Annotated in this window: 14 protein-coding genes; 9 read left to right on the forward strand and 5 right to left on the reverse strand. The window is 60.1% G+C overall.

Annotated elements, in window-relative coordinates; all coding sequences use genetic code 11:
* Positions 1–498: 498 nt before the first annotated feature.
* The gene (locus AC1D06_RS25210) at positions 499–1782 is read right to left on the reverse strand and encodes a hypothetical protein (protein WP_477988552.1); all 1284 of its coding nucleotides are present in this window, start codon (positions 1780–1782) and stop codon (positions 499–501) included.
* A gap of 168 nt (positions 1783–1950) precedes the next feature.
* Positions 1951–2088 (reverse strand): hypothetical protein, encoded by a 138-nt coding sequence (locus tag AC1D06_RS25215; RefSeq protein WP_477988553.1) that lies wholly within the window; start codon positions 2086–2088, stop codon positions 1951–1953.
* A gap of 547 nt (positions 2089–2635) precedes the next feature.
* Between AC1D06_RS25215 and AC1D06_RS25220 the strand changes: the two genes are divergently transcribed.
* The 4 genes from AC1D06_RS25220 (at position 2636) to AC1D06_RS25235 (ending at position 7404) form a co-directional block, all read left to right on the forward strand.
* Positions 2636–3049: a RidA family protein gene (locus AC1D06_RS25220; RefSeq protein ID WP_477880573.1), complete on the forward strand. Its 414-nt coding sequence runs from the start codon at positions 2636–2638 to the stop codon at positions 3047–3049.
* A gap of 9 nt (positions 3050–3058) precedes the next feature.
* Positions 3059–3733 carry a DUF1028 domain-containing protein gene (locus tag AC1D06_RS25225; protein ID WP_477988554.1) on the forward strand — a complete coding sequence of 225 codons (675 nt, stop codon included), beginning with the start codon at positions 3059–3061 and terminating at the stop codon, positions 3731–3733.
* Positions 3734–3753: 20 nt separating this feature from the next.
* On the forward strand, positions 3754–5259 hold the full coding sequence (locus AC1D06_RS25230; protein WP_477988556.1) for an aldehyde dehydrogenase: 1506 nt from the start codon (positions 3754–3756) through the stop codon (positions 5257–5259).
* A 75-nt stretch (positions 5260–5334) separates the two neighbouring features.
* Positions 5335–7404 carry an oxidoreductase gene (locus AC1D06_RS25235; RefSeq protein ID WP_477880567.1) on the forward strand — a complete coding sequence of 690 codons (2070 nt, stop codon included), beginning with the start codon at positions 5335–5337 and terminating at the stop codon, positions 7402–7404.
* 137 nt (positions 7405–7541) lie between these two features.
* Here the strand turns inward: AC1D06_RS25235 and AC1D06_RS25240 are convergent, their stop codons facing one another.
* Complete coding sequence (locus AC1D06_RS25240; protein WP_477988558.1) at positions 7542–8609, reverse strand: AraC family transcriptional regulator; 1068 nt, start codon at positions 8607–8609, stop codon at positions 7542–7544.
* 188 nt (positions 8610–8797) lie between these two features.
* Here AC1D06_RS25240 and AC1D06_RS25245 point away from each other — a divergent pair, with 188 nt between their 5' ends.
* From AC1D06_RS25245 to AC1D06_RS25265, 5 genes are all read left to right on the forward strand, one after another.
* The gene (locus AC1D06_RS25245; RefSeq protein WP_477880563.1) at positions 8798–11164 is read left to right on the forward strand and encodes a beta-glucosidase; all 2367 of its coding nucleotides are present in this window, start codon (positions 8798–8800) and stop codon (positions 11162–11164) included.
* 71 nt (positions 11165–11235) lie between these two features.
* A complete protein-coding gene (locus AC1D06_RS25250) occupies positions 11236–12471 on the forward strand; it encodes an ABC transporter substrate-binding protein (protein ID WP_477988560.1) in 1236 nt (411 codons plus the stop codon).
* A gap of 72 nt (positions 12472–12543) precedes the next feature.
* Positions 12544–13419 carry a carbohydrate ABC transporter permease gene (locus AC1D06_RS25255; protein ID WP_477880559.1) on the forward strand — a complete coding sequence of 292 codons (876 nt, stop codon included), beginning with the start codon at positions 12544–12546 and terminating at the stop codon, positions 13417–13419.
* Complete coding sequence (locus AC1D06_RS25260) at positions 13419–14294, forward strand: carbohydrate ABC transporter permease (RefSeq protein ID WP_477880558.1); 876 nt, start codon at positions 13419–13421, stop codon at positions 14292–14294. Before AC1D06_RS25255 ends, AC1D06_RS25260 begins: the two co-directional genes overlap by 1 nt.
* A 2-nt stretch (positions 14295–14296) precedes the next feature.
* The gene (locus tag AC1D06_RS25265) at positions 14297–15367 is read left to right on the forward strand and encodes an ABC transporter ATP-binding protein (RefSeq protein WP_477880556.1); all 1071 of its coding nucleotides are present in this window, start codon (positions 14297–14299) and stop codon (positions 15365–15367) included.
* 172 nt (positions 15368–15539) lie between these two features.
* Here the strand turns inward: AC1D06_RS25265 and AC1D06_RS25270 are convergent, their stop codons facing one another.
* Entirely contained in the window at positions 15540–16484 is a 945-nt protein-coding gene (locus tag AC1D06_RS25270) for an alkaline phosphatase family protein (protein WP_477988561.1), read from the reverse strand.
* A gap of 103 nt (positions 16485–16587) precedes the next feature.
* Positions 16588–16746: a hypothetical protein gene (locus AC1D06_RS25275; protein WP_477988562.1), complete on the reverse strand. Its 159-nt coding sequence runs from the start codon at positions 16744–16746 to the stop codon at positions 16588–16590.
* Between the last annotated feature and the right edge of the window lie 84 nt (positions 16747–16830).

Consider the following 16830-nt stretch of genomic DNA (forward strand, 5'->3'; position numbering starts at 1 on the left):
GCCCCAGCCCGCTGTGCTCGCCTCGGCCGCCGCAAACATCCGACGACCGCGCTCATCAAGCGTGCGCCCAACCGTCTCCCAGCGATATCGGATGCTATCCTCGTCGATCATCTCATCGACATACGTCGATTTGAGCCCGACGGGAATCCCAAACCACATGAGTCAATCAGACGCACCCCAGGAAATTCGCGATTCCGTTATTGTTCGGAGAATCCTAAGTATAATTTTCAACCACTATTCCTTAATAAGACGGGCGTTGGCGCGATCTATGTTCGACGAAATAATTGAGTCTGGACTGCAGTGCTCTTGCGAAGAATTCGTTCTCGCGAAAAAATGCCGATAGCAGACCGGCATGGCCGCAAGTTCTGAGCTGGGCCAGGATCGGCAGAAAGCGCGTCGCATATTTTGGCTGCTGCCGACGCGTTTTTTCTCTTTGCGCCCCGGCAAGTCGGGGGGCTGGTCACGCAACGAAGCGATCGTTCGTATGTCCGCCTCACGTCACGTCGACATGATGTAATAAAACACCCCGCCATGCACAGCGACGATCACCGCATAAAACAACGCCATCACCAATGCCTGCCGGCCCGACATTGCCGGCAGATAGGAGTGCGAGGGCAGGTTCCTCAAGCTCATCAGGCAGAAGATGCCGACATATGTCGCCATTTCGTAGTAGCCGTAACCCAGGAGCACAATGAGGCCGGCGACTGAGAGGCCGGACAGGTGCACCAGAAGCGAGGACGGCAGGAAGGAGCGCAGGAAGCTTTCGGCCGTCTGGCCACCATCGAGCGGATAGATCGGCAAGAGGTTCAGCAGGTTCAGGATCGAGCTGAAAAGCAAGATGTGCCAGAACCACTGATCATAGTCTGGCGCCACGTCATAATACCAGAGCGCGAAACTGCCGAGGCTCAGCGGCGCGCAAAGGCCCGGACCCATGAGGGAGCAGAAGGCTTTCTCGAACTCGCTTTTGTGTGGTGCTCCCGCCACGGCAACGCCGCCGAAGAACGGCACCAGCATCAGCCGGTTGCCGGTCTTGCCCGTCAGCCTGTAGGCGACGAGATGACCAAACTCGTGCCAGAGGATGACGCCTGCCAGCACGATGGCGGACTGCCATTTGTATTGCGTCAACAGGTAGGCAAAGGCGAGCAGCGACATCGCCGCTTCCCGGCCGTAGTGGGAGGGCAGGCGGGCAGGCGTGATCCTGCGCGGCGTTTTCGCCGCAGCATTGCCGTTCGGACCGTTTTCGGCGGCAGGGGTCGGTTGCGCATCGATATCGGCTATGCGCTGGCCGGCTTCCGGCGAGGCTACGATGCCGGCCTGTTTCCAGAGTGCCCGGAGGTTCTTGATCGTGCCGGCAAGGTTTGCGCGAAAACGCGTCTCAAGGATGACACGTGAACCTGCGCCATCGGGTTCGACCCGCCAATGCTCGAAATGCTGGATATCCTTGGCCATCGCCAGACCATAGGTGCTCTCGACCGCAAAGACGATGGAATGCTGCCCGGGCGCGGGCAGCGGCCGCATGATAATCGCGTCAATTTCGGGCGAGCGGCGCGACCTGATCGTGCATGTGCCGTCCTCGGCGACAAGAACATCGCTTGGCGCGAAGGTCAGGCCGGTCTTTTCCCAGGCGTGCTGGAGATTGGCCCAGGTCGTCGCGACATCTGCAGGGGAACGGCGGCTGATCGTGACGATCGCGCGGCCGCTGCCGGCCCGGAGCAGCAGTTGCAGGCAGAGCAGGAGGAGGATGAACAGGGCGGTGTGCAGGAGGAACGGGAGAGAAATCATCAATTGTGCAAATGGTAAGAGAGCCTCAGTCAGTAAAGTACGCATAGATTGAAATGGATATCGTGTGCAAGGGGCATCGACGGCAATCGTGTGAGCGCGCGATGCCCCCGACGCAAGTGGGGCCATCCGGAGTTCAGCGGCGTTGGTTCTGCAAAGACTTCGATATGCTTACAGCACGAAGTCCGAGTCATCGAGTTGGTCGAGCGTGACATCGTCGAGCGTGAGCGTGTCCGTGCCGGACGAAATCACGACATCCGTTCCCGATCGAACGGCGTGATGCTTGATGAGTTCGGCAAAGCGCGTCACCGCGTCGGAGGCGGTAAGGTCGATCTTGTCGTGCCGTTTTCTAAGTCGCTGCTATCGACCCATGCATTGCCATTCGCTTTGCAGCCAATGTGGCTGAGGGGAATCGTGATTTGCCGCGCTTCCAGTTGTGGCATTCTGCACGGGCGGCGGCAGCGACTTCGGATTTCCTGAACTCATGACAAGGGAAATAGTATTTCGCCGGACGCTGCAGGCTCGGCCTCGGCGATAGTGGGTGAATGAAACCGGGTGCATCCGGTTTGTCCATGCTTCAAATCGCCGAATATCTTTTGCCGCAGGCGCGTTGATTAGCCTCAGCCTAAGCCGAGATGAGAAAACTGCGACTTTACCCTTCGCCGCTGCCATGGATAACGTCGGCAGATATTCGCGCCAGCGCGTGCGGCACGAGGGGAGGTTGCACATGTCAGGCTGAACGGCGCTTCTCTTCGGCTTCGGCGAGGGGAGCGAAAATAATTGTCTCCTACATCAATCAACGCCACGATCCCGCAGGCGGGGACGTTTTCCGCCGATCGTGAAATGGAAGGGCAACATGCAGCACCACAGGCATCGCACATTCAACACCAAGGACACCTATCCGGAACAGAAGCTCGACAATGACCTTTGCCAGGCTGTCGTCGCGCGCGGCACGATGATTTTCCTGAGAGGACAGTGCCCTCAGGATCTGGACACGGCCAAGAATATCGACAGCCATGACCCCGTCGAGCAGACGCACAAGGTCATGCAGAATATCAAGCAGCTGATCGAGGAGTGTGGCGGCACCATGGAGCACCTGGTCAAGGTCGTCGTCTACATCACCGACATCAGGCACCGGGAGGCTGTGTATCGCACCATGGGTGAGTATATCAAGGGTGTGTATCCCGTCTCGACGGGCCTCGTCGTCCAGGCGCTCGCCCGGCCGGAATGGCTTGTCGAGATCGACGGCACAGCGGTAATTCCGGATTAGGATGCTTCCATGACCTTTTCGATCGTCGCTCGATGCGCGGATACGGGCATGTTCGGCGTGGCGGTTTCGTCGTCATCGCCGGCAGTGGCGGCACGGTGTGCCTATGCCCAGGCCCATGTCGGCGCCGTCGCCAGCCAGAACGTTACCAATCCCATGTTGGGACCGCAGGCACTGGACCTGCTGGCGCGAGGCGCATCGGCGTCCGAGACCGTGGAGATCCTGCGGCGCGCGGAGCCCTACAGGGACTATCGGCAGCTTCTTGTCGTCGACGCGCAGGGCGCGACGGCGATCCATTCCGGTTCCAAGGCGCTGGGCATCTGGGCAGGGGCACAGGCCGGGGGCGTCGCCTGTGGCGGCAACCTTCTGGCCAATCCGTCCGTGCCGCAGGCCATGGTCGATGCCTTTCTTTCGAGCTCCGGCCATCTCGGGGATCGGCTCATATCCACCATGCGCGCCGCATTGAAAGCGGGTGGCGAGGTAGGTCCCGTCCGCTCGGCCGGGATGCGGCTGGTGCGGGACGTGCAATGGCCGGTCGCCGACCTTCGTTGCGACTGGAGCGAAAACTGCCCGATCGAGGAACTGGCGAAACTCTGGGACATCTACAAGCCGCAGCTCGACGCCTATGTCACGCGGGCGCTCAACCCTTTGGAGGCGCCGAGCTACGGCGTTGCCGGCGACGAATAGTATTGGGAGAGGACGAGGGCATGGCAGAGCTTAGCCATCGGGATTGGACTGAGAAGGCGGCGGCAATCCGCTTCCGCGACAAAGCCTTCATCGACGGCAAATTCGTCGCCGCCCGTTCGGGGCGCACATTTGCCAGCGTAAACCCGGCAACCGGTGCGACATTGGCGGAGATCGCCGCGTGCGACGAAGACGATGTTGATCTTGCTGTCGCTGCCGCGCGGCGCAGCTTCGAAAGCGGTGCCTGGTCGAGAGCTGCCCCGTCGCATCGCAAGGAGGTGTTGCTGCGTCTGGCGAACCTGCTGCGCGAAAACCTGGTCGAGCTTGCGCTGCTTGAATCTCTCGACATGGGCAAGCTGGTGCAGGATGCCGCCACCGTCGACGTGCCGGGATCCGCCGCGATATTTCAATGGTATGCGGAAGCCATAGACAAGCTTTACGGCGAAATCGCCCCCACCGCAGAAGGCGACCTGGTTCTGATCAGCCGAGAGCCGCTCGGGGTCGTCGGGGCGGTCGTGCCGTGGAATTTTCCCCTGGATATGGCGACCTGGAAATGCGCTCCGGCGCTTGCGGCGGGGAATTCGGTCGTGCTGAAACCGGCCGAGCAGTCGCCGCTTTCGGCGCTCAGGCTGGCGGAACTGGCTTTGGAAGCCGGCCTCCCGCCGGGCGTGCTGAACGTGGTGCCGGGTTATGGCGAAACAGCCGGCCAGGCGCTGGGGCGGCATATGGATGTCGACTGCCTGGCATTCACAGGCTCGACAGCCGTCGGCAAGCTCTTTCTCACCTATTCAGGCCAATCCAATATGAAGCAGGTCTGGCTCGAGACGGGTGGTAAAAGCCCCAATCTCGTCTTTGCCGATTGCAGCGATCTGGATGCCGCCGCGGATATGGCCGCCTTCGGCATATTCTTCAATCAAGGTGAGGTGTGTTCGGCCAATTCGCGTCTTCTTGTCGAGAGAAGCATCAAGGATGTGCTGGTCGACAAGCTGGTGGAGCGCGCATCTGCGATGCAGCCGGGCGATCCGCTCGACCCTGCCTCCAGGATGGGCGCCATGGTCGATGCGGGCCACGCGGCCAATGTCATGCGCTTCATCGAGGCCGGCAAGCAAACCGCCCGTCTGGTCACCGGCGGGCAGCAGGTGACGGTAAATGGCCTCGGCAGCTTCGTCGTGCCGACAATCTTCGACGAGGTCTCGCCCGACAATCAGCTCGCACGCGATGAGATTTTTGGTCCGGTGCTGGCGATCGTTGCCTTCGACAGCGAGGAAGGGGCGATCCGAATGGCCAATGACTCGGCTTACGGCCTGGCGGCGTCGGTGTGGACCAGCAATCTGTCGAGAGCCCACCGCGTCTCCAGCCGCCTGCGCGCCGGCACGGTGTCGGTCAACACCGTGGATGCGCTCAGTCCGATGACGCCGTTCGGCGGCATCAAGCAATCGGGCTTCGGCAGGGACTTATCGCTGCATTCGCTGGACAAATACACGGCACTGAAGACGACCTGGATCAAATACCAAGCGACGTTGCCTTGATGGGACCGGAGGGAGCAGCGTACGACAACGCCCTTGCGGTTCCGGCAAGTGTTAAGTCCCGTTGAGGAGAGGCGCATGCGCGATCCGCGCTACGATATCTTGTTCGAGCCGATGAAGATTGGGCCGGTCACGGCAAAGAACCGGTTCTACCAGGTTCCACACTGCAATGGCGGCGGCTATCGCGACCCGTCGGCGGCAGCGGAAATGCGCCGGATGAAATCCGAGGGCGGCTGGGGGGTGATCTTCACCGAGCAGACCGAGATGCACCATACGTCCGAGATCACGCCGTTCATCGAGCTACGGCTCTGGGACGATGCCGACATTCCGATGCTGGCGAAGATGGCGAAGGCCATGCATGAATATGGCGCCCTGGCCGGAATCCAGCTTGCCTATTCGGGCATCAACGGCCCCAATCTCTACACGAAGGAGGTTCCGCGCGGCCCCTCTGCACTGCCCATCCGGACATTCACCAATGATCCGGTACAGGCGAGGGCGATGGACAAGCAGGATATCCGCGACCTCCGTCGCTGGCACAGAAACGCCTATAAGCGGGCAAAACAGGCCGGTTTCGATCTTGTCTGCCTCTATGGTGCCCATGGCTTCGGCATCATCCAGCATTTCCTCTCGGCAGCGACAAACCAGCGAACAGATGAATATGGCGGCTCCCTCGAAAACCGCACCCGTCTGATGCGGGAGCTGATCGAGGAGGGGCGCGACGCGATCGGCGATACCTGCGGCTTGACGCTCAGGATTTCTCTCGACGAAATCATCGGCGAACTCGGCTTTTCCAACGCGGAAGTCCGCGACATGGTGGAAATGCATGCCGATCTGCCCGACCTCTGGGATCTTGCGCATGGCGCCTGGGAAGACTGTTCCGGTCCCTCGCGTTTCAAGGAGGAGGCGGCGCAAGAGGCTCTGGTGAAGGGCATCCGGGAGCTGACGACCAAGCCTGTGGTCGGCGTCGGCCGGTTCACGTCGCCGGATGTCATGGTTCGGATGATCAAGTCGGGAATACTTGATTTCATCGGCTGCGCCAGGCCTTCGATCGCGGACCCGTTCCTGCCCAGGAAGATCGAGGAGGGGCGGATTGAAGACATAAGGGAATGCATCGGCTGCAATATCTGCATTACCGGCGACATGACCATGTCGATCTCGCGCTGCACGCAAAACCCGACATTCATGGAAGAATGGCGCAAGGGCTGGCACCCGGAGCGCATGCAGGCGAAAGGGGCGAGCGAGAGCGTGCTGATTGTCGGCGCCGGTCCTGCCGGATTGGAGGCGGCTCGCGCTTTGGGCCTGAGGGGGTATCGGGTGGCGCTGGCCGAGGCCGGTACGGAACTTGGCGGCCGCGTCGCACGCGAATGTCGGCTGCCCGGTTTGTCGGCATGGGGACGCGTGCGCGACTATCGGCAATATCAATTGAGCCAGATGCCGAATGTCGACGTCTATTTCGAGAGCCGGCTGTCGGCGGAAGATATCCTGGCCTTCGGCTTTGACAATGTCGCGATCGCGACGGGTTCGAGCTGGCGGCGGGATGGCGTTGCGCGGGCGCATGTCGTGCCTATGCCGATGGATCCCGCCATGAAGGTCTATACGCCAGATGATCTCATGAATGGAGATATCCCGGCCGGCAAGGTGGTGCTGTTCGATGACGACCATTATTACATGGGTGGTGTGCTGGCCGAACTGATGGCGCGCAACGGCGCCAGCGTGACTTTGATCACACCTGCTGCCTATGTGTCGGACTGGACGCGCAATACGCTGGAGCAAGGCGCCATCCATCGCCGCCTTGCCGAACTCGGCGTCGAGATCGTGCTCAACCAGTCCGTTGCGCGGGTCACGGCGGGAGGCGTCGTCTCTTCTTGCGTCTACACCGGCAGAGCGAGGGAGATTGCGGCCGATGCGGTCGTCCTGGTGACATCGCGCCAGGAGAATGACGGCGTCTGGCGCGATCTTCAGCGGCGTCGAGGCGAGTGGGAGCAGAACGGCATCCGCTCCATCAAGGTCATTGGAGATGCGGAAGCGCCGGGTCCCATCGCCTGGGCGACATATGCCGGCCATCGGTTTGCGCGTGAACTGGATGAACCGGACATCGGTGATGCGCTGCCATTCCGGCGGGAAGTCGCGGCGCTGGCAGCGGAATAGGATGGTGCCGGCGCACGGTCGCGGCAATTGGCGATCCAGTGACCGCTCGCCGCCAGGGCATCGCCAATCGAGCACCCGACGTCCTCGGCCTGCTCCGCGTGATCAAATTTGCCAGGTGGAAAAGATCAAAAAGTGATCTATTTCTGCCTGGCAGCGGCGACGTGTTGCGGTCCAAAGCCATGCGGCGCGCTTATGATCGTCTGGCGCTTTCCCCCATGCGCCAATCCGATTGCAAGGTCGGTGGCTTTGCCAATTCCGGATGCGTGGGTCAGCAACAGGTTCTGCGCTGCCGCGGCGTCTTCGTCGGTGAGCATGCTCTCCAGCTTTTTCAATTGCCGGCCGCGCCGGTACTCGGCGGGGCTGCAGCCGAACCTGGAACGAAATTTATTATAGAAAACGGCTGGGTTGCCGAAGCTCTGTTGCTCCATGATGGTACTGATCGTCCGTTCGGTCGTGCGCAATTCCTCTGCAGCCCGGTCGAGCCTGATATTTTGGGAATAGTCTCTGTAGCCGATGCCGAGATGGCGTTTAAACAGCCGTGAGAGATGACTGAGCGTCAGTCCCTCGGCCTCGGCGATGGCGCCGAGCAGCCGGTTGTCGTCTCTCCCATCGAGCTTGTCCATGATCTTCAGGATCCGCCCGCGGCTGTCCGATCGAAGCTGCGCGTTCGAATGATCGGCATTCTCGTAGGCAATGTGTCGATAGACATAGCAGGCCAGGAGATTGGCAGACGTCAGTCGGACCATGGCCTCTTCCGGATGGTTGGTCTGGTCAAGGATCATTCTGGCCATGAAGGCCTTGATCGGCGCCACGCGGCTCATGAACGAGCGGCTGTGCAGAAAGGTGCGGCAGAGGTAGTGGCGCGTCGCAAAGCCGGGCAGCCCCATGCGCTCGAAATGGCCGACATCGAGGTGAACGCCGCAGATCAGTGCATCACGCGAAATCGATGCCGAATTGTGCGGCACGTCGGCGTTGATGATGATCAAATCCTCCTCGTTCATCTCGCATGTCTGACCATCGACGACCAATCGGAAGCTTCCCCTGAGGACGAAGAGGATCTCCATCTCCCGATGCCAATGATATGGCACATCCGCATATCCGTGGACGAAGGGACGGCAATGGACATCCGCAGACGGTTCATGCGCCTCGAAACCGCAGCTCCGTCCGTCCTGCCAGGGTTCGACCTTCAGAAAAGCGGTGTTCATTGTCGTGCTCCTCACTCAAAATCGATTAAATATCAAAAACTGTCGTAACTCCAGAGCAATTTTCGCGGCTAGATGAGGTGTGTTTCCTATGTCATCAATCCATTCATCATTGAGGCGGCTGGCAATGCCGCACCGGGAACCGGCCGGCAAAGGCCGCCACAATAGCCAAGCATTGGAATGGAATGGCAATGACGTGGGATCTCACCGATAAAGATCTAAGCCAGTTGGTCGATCAGATGACGCTGGAGGAAAAGGTGGCGATGGTCAGCGGCAGTGGCCTCTGGCGCACCGCCGCCAACTATCGCCTGAATATCCCCGAAGTGCTGATGACCGACGGAACATATGGGGTTCGCTATTCGGTCGAACAGATCGACGGCCCGCAGGATCACGACAGCCAGCTCGCATCGTTCCTGAGCGTCGTCAACGCGGATGCGGCCGAAGGGGTCGAGACTGCCTTCGGAACGACGCGTCCGGCGACGTGCTTTCCGAACGGCTCGTCATTTGCCTGTTCCTGGGATGTCGATCTGGCGCATGAACTGGGCGTGGCGCTCGCCCTCGAATGCCAGGCCTTCGGCGTAAACATATTGCTTGGACCCGGCATCAACATCCGCCGCACACCGCTTGCCGGACGGAGCTACGAATATTATTCGGAAGATCCGGTTCTGACGGGCGAGATCGCCGCCGCAGTGATCAATGGCTTGCAGAAGAACGGTGTCGGTGCGGCGCTCAAGCATTTCGCCTGCAACAATTCCGAAGTCCAGCGCACGACGATGAGCTCGGTGGTCGAGGAACGGGCGCTGCGCGAAATCTATCTCGCCGGCTTCGAGCGGGCCATCCGCAAAAGCAATCCGTGGACCGTCATGAGCTCCTACAACAGGCTGAACGACGTGCAGGCGGCGGAGAACCACTGGCTGCTTACGGACGTCCTGCGCGACGAATGGGGCTATGATGGTGTGGTCGTCTCCGACTGGCATGGCATCAAGGACAGGCCGGCGTCGCTGAATGCCGGCAATGATCTCGATATGCCGGAGAGCGGCGCCCGCAAGCAGGAGCTGCTGGAAGCAGTCGAGGCTGGACGCGTGCCGGTCGAGGTCCTCGATCGCTCCTGCCTGCGCCTGCTCAAACTGGTTCGCACGGCCCGCAACAGCATCCAGCCGAATGCCGCGGCAGATTTAAAAGCGCATCACGCGCTTTCACGGCGCATGGCGGCTGAATCGATCGTTCTCCTGAAGAACGAGGGCAACCTGCTGCCGCTCGATGGTAACAAGCTCCGCAAGATTGCCATCGTCGGTGCAGCCGCCAGCGAGCCGGTCATCCAGGGCTCGGGTTGCGCGACGACGCGCCCCACCGAGGTCGATATTCCGCTCAATGAAATCCTCCTTATGGCGCCGGGCGCCGCTGTGAGCTTCCATGCAATTGCCGATTTCGAAGCCGGCAGCGCCATGGAGCGGGCCGCCCTTGCCGATATCGATGCCGCTGACATTGTCCTCTTCTTCGGCAATACCGAAGTCGGTTACGACGGTGAGGGCTCCGACCGCACGCATCTCAATCTGCACGACGGCCAGGATGCGCTCATCGAGCGCTTGTCACGCCGCAACGGCAAGTTCGCAGTGATCCTGGCGACGCCGGATGCGGTCGTCATGCCCTGGATCGACCAGACAGCGGCGGTGCTTGCCGCCTTCTTCGGCGGACAGGGGGCGGGGCATGCCGTTGCCGAAGTGCTGTTCGGCAAGCAGAATCCCTGCGGCAAGCTGACCGTCACTTTCCCGATGCAGCTCGAAGATACGCCCGGCTTCCTCACCTATCCGGGCGAGAACAACCGGCACATCTATAGCGAAGGTATCCATGTCGGCTACCGCTCCTATGACAAGCGCCGGCTCGCGCCGCTCTTTCCTTTCGGTTTCGGCATGAGCTACACGTCGTTCGACTATGCGAACGTCACGGTCGACACCGACAGGATCGGCGCCTCAAGCACGTTCACGGTCTCCTTTGACGTGACGAATACCGGCGGCGTTTCCGGCAAGGAAATTGCCCAGCTCTATGCACGGCCCCATAATCCGCGCCTGATCCGTCCGATCCGCGAGCTCAAGGGCTTCGCCAAGGTGTCGCTGCAGCCGGGTGAAACCAAAAGGGTGGAGATCCAGATCGCGGCGCGCGACCTGCGCTATTACGATCCGGCTTATCGCCAATGGTTGTTGGACGCAGGCAAGCTGGCGATCGAAGTCGGTGCCTCCTCACGCGACATACGCCTCGAAACGGTGCTCGAGGTCCAGGCCGCTGCCTTGCCGTCGAGCCTCCTCGATGTCGAGAGCCAGCCCTTCCTGCTGCTCGAGCAGGAATTTGCCCGCAACCGCTTCGGCGCGTTTCTGCAGGAGCAGCTCGACCTCGACGATGAGGAAAGCGAGAAGATGCTGGACTATTGCGGCGGCTCGTTCCTCGGCATTTACAACACGGTCGCCTGGGTTGCCGGCGACAAGATCTCCAAATCCGACATGGCGGCATTTCTCGACAGCCTTAACAAGGAAATGGGGGGAGCCGTCGGCAGGGCGGCGTGACATCGAGGCGCTCCGGTTAAACCGTCGCGCCCATTCAAATCAAAATGGGAACTCCAAAGGAGGAAATTGACATGAAATTCAAGCGAGTCTCTTCAACTGTCGCGTTTCTGGGGCTGCTCACAGCCTCGACCTCGGCCTTTGCCCAAACCGTCGACGTGTTGCAATACTGGACCAGCGCCAGCGAATCCAAGGCGATGAATGCCATTGCCGATGCCTACAAGGCGCGTGGCGGCAAATGGATCGACAGTCCGGCTGCCGATTTCGATGCGGCGATTGCCGCGGCGACCAGCCGCATTGCCGGCGGGGAGCCGCCCTCCGCTCTGTTGATGACGCCGAACGCCGCGATGAAAGACCTCGCCACGGCGGGCCAGCTTCGCAATTTCGACGATATTGCCTCCACTGGCGCCTGGCAGAAGGTCATGCCGCCGCTCATCTGGGACAAGCTGGTCGTCAACGGCCATCTCGTCGGCCTGCCGGTGGGCATTCATGCCTCGAACTGGGTCTGGTATTCCAAGTCGGCGTTCGACAAGCTGAAGATTGAGGAACCAAAGACCCTCGACGAGATGTTCGCCGCCGCCGACAAGCTCAAGGCGGCTGGATATACCGCCTTTGCCGTGGGCGGAGAGCCCTGGCAGGAAATGTCGGTCTTCACCAACATGGTCATCGCCCTCGGTGGTCCCGACTATTGGAACCAGCTGTTCGTCAAGCGTGACCCCGAGGCCATGAAGTCGCCCATCCTCCCCAAGGCCTTCGACCTGTTCCGCAAGGTTTCGACCTATGCCGACCCTGCCAGCCCGGGCCGCTCGTGGAACGACACGACCAATATGGTGATCACCGGCAAGGCCGGAATGCAGTTCATGGGTGACTGGGCACGCGGCGAGTTTCTCGCGGCGGGCCAGGTCGCAGGCAAGGATTTCGGCTGCTTCCTCGCGCCAAGCGAAAAGCCCGCCTATGCCGTGCTGGTCGATATCTTCGCCTTCCCGGTGAACAAGGATGAGGATCGCATCAAGGGGCAGACTCTGCTGGCGCAAACCATCATGGACCCGGCAGTGGAAGCCAAGATCGCCGCGGTCAAGGGCTCGATTCCGTCGCGGTCCGATGTCGATACCAGTATGCTCGACATCTGCGCGACGAAGGGGGTAAAACTGCTTGCCCAGCCGGGCGCCGTCGTTCCGGCTTCCTATGACGCACTCGCGGGGGATCTGAACGGCCAAGTGACCGATCTTGCGACGCAGTTCTGGACCGATCCGTCGATGACATCGGCAGCCGCCGTCGAAAGCCTGAGCAAAATCCTCCGGAGCGAATGACGAGGGGATGTCGGGGCGGACGGTCTTCTGTCCCGGCGCTCACCTTCCGTGGACCAGGAGGAGGATGGTAAAATGACGACGTGGCTCAATCGTCAGGCCTTCAGACCAGACATGACAGTCGCGGTGTTCTTTGCGATCATTGCGCTGTTCTTCTACGGATCGATCGCCTGGACGTTCTACATGTCGCTGACGCGTTCGACATTGATGCCGACCTATCAGATCGTCGGTTTCGATCAGTACCTGAAGCTGTTCGCAAACCATCGCTGGCTCGTTTCCTGCCTCAACATGGCAATCTTCGGCGTGCTCTACATCCTCGGCACCCTGGCCTTCGGCATGTTGCTCGCGGTGTTCGCCGATCGGCAGATCAAGGCGGAGTCGCTGTTCCGCACTATTTTCCTCTATCCGCTTGCCGTGTCGCTGATCGTCACCGGTCTTTCCTGGCGCTGGCTCCTCGATCCCGTCAACGGATTGCAGGCCTTGGTGCGCGCAAGCGGCTGGGACAGCTTCACCTTCGACTGGCTGATGCGGCCCGACCGCGCCATCTATACGCTGGTCATCGCCGGCATCTGGCATTCGGCAGGTCTGATCATGGTCATCATACTTGCAGGCCTGCGCGGCATCGACAACGATCTCTGGAAGGCGATCCGCATGGAGGGCATTCCGATCTGGCGCGCCTATCTCCAGGTGATCTTTCCCGGCATGCGGCCGGTGATCGCCTCATGCGTCGTGCTGCTGATGTCGGACGTCATTCGCGGTTATGACCTGATCATCTCCATGACAAAGGGCGGTCCTGGCATTTCGACCGAAATGCCAGCCAAGTTCGCAGTCGATTTCTATTTCGCGCGCATCAATCTCGGCCTTGCCTCGGCGGCGTCGATCATGATGCTGGTGCTATCGCTGCTGATGCTGACGCCGTATTTTCTCAGCGAATTCCGGAAGCGGACCTGATGACTGTTGCTCAGAAATCCATATTCGGTCCGCACGTGGCGCGTCTCGGTCTCTACGCCTTCCTCACCGTGTCGGCGATCTTTTTCCTGCTGCCGCTGCTGCTCGTGATCATCAACTCGCTGAAGCCGATGGAGGAAATCAGGCAGGGCAACCTGCTCGCTCTGCCGATCCATCCGAATTTCGATTCCTGGATAGCGGCGTGGAAAACGGCATGTACCGGTCTTGAATGCGAAGGGGTTCGTCCAGGCTTGTGGAACTCGATCAAGATCACCGTTCCGGCTGTGGCGATATCGACTTTGGCCGGGGCGCTCAACGGCTATGCGCTGGCGCAGTGGAGGTCGCGCCATGCCAATGCCATAATGTTCCTGGTCACTGTCGGCCTCTTCATTCCCTACCAGGCCATGCTCTATCCGACGGTCAAGATTCTCAGTAATGTCGGGCTGTTCCGCACCTATGCCGGCATCGTCTCGATACACGTCATCTATGGTCTTCCTTACACGACGCTGCTGTTCCGAAATTTCTATGTCGGCGTGCCTGAAGAAATAAGCCGCGCGGCGCGGATGGAAGGAGCGAGCTTCCTGCGCACCTTCTGGTCGATCATCCTGCCGATCTCGATCAACATCCTGGTCGTCGTGGCGATCCTGCAGTTCACCGGTATCTGGAATGATTACCTCCTGGGTTTCATCTTCGCCGGCAACGACAATCTGCCGATGACGGTGCAGTTGACCAACATCGTCAACAATACGAGAGGTGCGGCCAATCCGAACATCAACATGGCCGCGGCCCTGATCACCGCCATTCCCACGCTTATCGTCTATTTCCTCTCCGGCCGCTATTTCGTCCGCGGCATCGCCGCCGGCGCCGTCAAAGGTTGACCATGTCCAGTATTTCTCTCCGCCAGATCAAGAAATCCTTCGCTGAATCGGTCATTCTGCAGTCGGTCGACATGGAAATCGAAAAGGGTGAGTTCATCGTCATCCTGGGGCCGTCAGGATGCGGCAAGTCGACCTTGCTCAATGTCATCGCCGGGTTGGACGACTGCGATGCCGGCCAGATCATCATCGACGGCCGCGACGTGAGCGGCCTCGAGCCGAGCCAGCGCGGCCTGGCCATGGTGTTCCAGTCCTATGCGCTTTTTCCGGCCATGACGGTGCGCCGCAATCTCTCCTTTGGGATGGAAATTGCCGGAACGCCGAAGCAGACCATCGCCGACAAGGTCGCCTGGGTGGCGAAACTGTTGCAGATCGGGCCTCTGCTCGAACGCAAGCCGGGCCAGCTTTCGGGCGGCCAGCGCCAGCGCGTTGCCATCGGCCGCGCACTCGTGCGTTCATCGAGCATCTGCCTGTTCGACGAACCGCTCTCCAATCTCGACGCCAAGCTGCGCGCGGAAACCCGCGTCGAGTTGAAGCAACTGCACGAGACGCTGAAATCGACGATGATCTATGTGACGCACGATCAGATCGAGGCGATGACCATGGCGGACCGAGTTGCGGTGATGCACAAGGGCAGGGTCGAGCAGTTCGCCCATCCGCAGTCGATCTATGAGAAGCCGGCCAGCCTCTTCGTCGCGGGTTTCGTCGGCTCTCCCACGATGAATTTCCTTGACGGCAAACTTGACGGGGCAGGCCAATTCGTGACGGGTGATGTGTCGATCGACGTCTCGGCCTACGCATTCGAAAAGCAACGAGCACCCGGAGAGGCGGTGCTGGGTGTCCGATGTGAAGATGTTTCCGTCGTCGAGCCTGGGTCAGCCGACAGCATCGCCGCCACATTTGCCCTTTCAGAGCTTCTCGGCGCCGATGCCTTGGGCTGGTTCGACTGCCTCGGCAAACGTTTCAGCGTGCGATTGAGCGTGGACGAGGCGCGGTCGATGCGAAAGGACGTGGGCTTGCGCTTCAACATGGCCAAGGCATCGATTTTCTCTCGGGAAACCGAGCATCGTCTTTGATGCGCTGCCATGACTGCCGCCTTACCCGCCCATGCCAGAGGGGCAAACCCATCGAGATCTGGTCCCAGGAGTGAGGCGGACGAACAAACGATCCCGAAAATCCGTTGCCCGCCAAACGCGGCGCAAAAGATGCGCCCTCCGCTTGCGCTCGAACGCTGTTCTTCCAACGCGGTTATGGAAAGTATCCGGCCTCGAAAAGGTCGCTCAAGTCATTTTTGTGCGCGACGGTCGGCAGCGCTTTCAACCCGAAAATTCGCTCTATACTCAATAGCATCGAGCCGTGGTCATAACGCACCGCGCCGGCATAGTGCGGCTTGACATGCTCGCCGATGGCCAGGAACGGCAGCTTGCCGGTTGCCGAGCCTTCGTCCCATGTAATGAAAATCACCCCTTTATTGGCCTTGGCCCAGGCGATGAGACGCGGCATTTCTGCCTTCAGCCACAGGTTCCCCCCAGTGTTTCGGCCAACATTGTTACAGGTGTTGTGCATGTCGTGACAGAGGTCAGGCGTGATGAACACATAATCCGGCATGTCGTTCCTGGCGAGATCAGCCGCGAATGCGAAATAGGGCCTTATGTGCTGCTCGCAAATGCGGGTGGACTTCTGTGGCGGGGTGCCGGAGACATCCTGGAAAAAAATGAAAGGGTTGTGTTTGGGTGCGTAATCTCCAAGCGAGCGGATCAGGCATGATCCTGCTTGCCTGGTCATCTGCACCTCCTGGTATGTGCGCCAGGAGAGACCGTTCCTGGTCATCTGGGTGACGAGATGGTCCGTGCTTTTGGTGCTGTTGGTCGCCGAAGGCGAACTGTCGCTGGTGAAGGTGTGATCGGGGAAAACATTGGTCCCCGCCTCCATGTAAATGTAATGCGGCTCGCTGGGTACATCGAGGCCATGCACCTTGTCTTCCAATTCGTCGACGAAATTGTCCGCATGGGCGTAGGTCGCGATGAGGTCGGCCAGATAGTCCTTGCCTTGAACGCCCTTATAGACGACGGGGGCGTCGGTGTTTTCCATGGCAATGACGAAGACATGCTTGATTTTTGCAGCCGAGGCGGTCGTCGCCTGAACACACAAAGCCGCCAAACCGACTGCCACGAAGAGAGAAAAACGCATCATCTCTGGTCCTCTTGGGGAATGTGGATGGCGGTGAGATGAGCCTCGGGCATCGAAACGTTCGCCTCATCCGGATAGGTGACATGCAAACTCACCTGGTGGACGGCTATTCTGCCGGGGTGAAGTTTTCAAAGAATTCCACATCGGTGGAGGTTTGTGCCCACAGCAGGACTTCGTCTTCCAGACCTGATCGAACAATGCACAGAAATCTCGAATATGCAACCAGTTGCTGTGTGTTGAACGGATTCCACTGGGTGAGGAACATGATGCATTCCATGGCTCGGGCGATCTTCGCGGCGATCTGCAAGCTCACCCGCTATCGGCGCCGCCTGCACGACTTTGAAGCGCA

The organism is Rhizobium sp. P2_G2 (assembly GCF_056403555.1).

Excerpts from the sequence above, each read along its gene's own strand:
- AC1D06_RS25265 (WP_477880556.1), top strand. The coding sequence starts at position 14,297 with ATGTCCAGTATTTCTCTCCGCCAGATCAAGAAATCCTTCGCTGAATCG.
- AC1D06_RS25210 (WP_477988552.1), bottom strand. The coding sequence starts at position 1,782 with ATGATTTCTCTCCCGTTCCTCCTGCACACCGCCCTGTTCATCCTCCTC.
- AC1D06_RS25250 (WP_477988560.1), top strand. The coding sequence starts at position 11,236 with ATGAAATTCAAGCGAGTCTCTTCAACTGTCGCGTTTCTGGGGCTGCTC.
- AC1D06_RS25225 (WP_477988554.1), top strand. The coding sequence starts at position 3,059 with ATGACCTTTTCGATCGTCGCTCGATGCGCGGATACGGGCATGTTCGGC.
- AC1D06_RS25220 (WP_477880573.1), top strand. The coding sequence starts at position 2,636 with ATGCAGCACCACAGGCATCGCACATTCAACACCAAGGACACCTATCCG.
- AC1D06_RS25245 (WP_477880563.1), top strand. The coding sequence starts at position 8,798 with ATGACGTGGGATCTCACCGATAAAGATCTAAGCCAGTTGGTCGATCAG.
- AC1D06_RS25240 (WP_477988558.1), bottom strand. The coding sequence starts at position 8,609 with ATGAACACCGCTTTTCTGAAGGTCGAACCCTGGCAGGACGGACGGAGC.
- AC1D06_RS25230 (WP_477988556.1), top strand. The coding sequence starts at position 3,754 with ATGGCAGAGCTTAGCCATCGGGATTGGACTGAGAAGGCGGCGGCAATC.
- AC1D06_RS25255 (WP_477880559.1), top strand. The coding sequence starts at position 12,544 with ATGACGACGTGGCTCAATCGTCAGGCCTTCAGACCAGACATGACAGTC.
- AC1D06_RS25275 (WP_477988562.1), bottom strand. The coding sequence starts at position 16,746 with ATGTTCCTCACCCAGTGGAATCCGTTCAACACACAGCAACTGGTTGCA.
- AC1D06_RS25260 (WP_477880558.1), top strand. The coding sequence starts at position 13,419 with ATGACTGTTGCTCAGAAATCCATATTCGGTCCGCACGTGGCGCGTCTC.
- AC1D06_RS25235 (WP_477880567.1), top strand. The coding sequence starts at position 5,335 with ATGCGCGATCCGCGCTACGATATCTTGTTCGAGCCGATGAAGATTGGG.
- AC1D06_RS25270 (WP_477988561.1), bottom strand. The coding sequence starts at position 16,484 with ATGATGCGTTTTTCTCTCTTCGTGGCAGTCGGTTTGGCGGCTTTGTGT.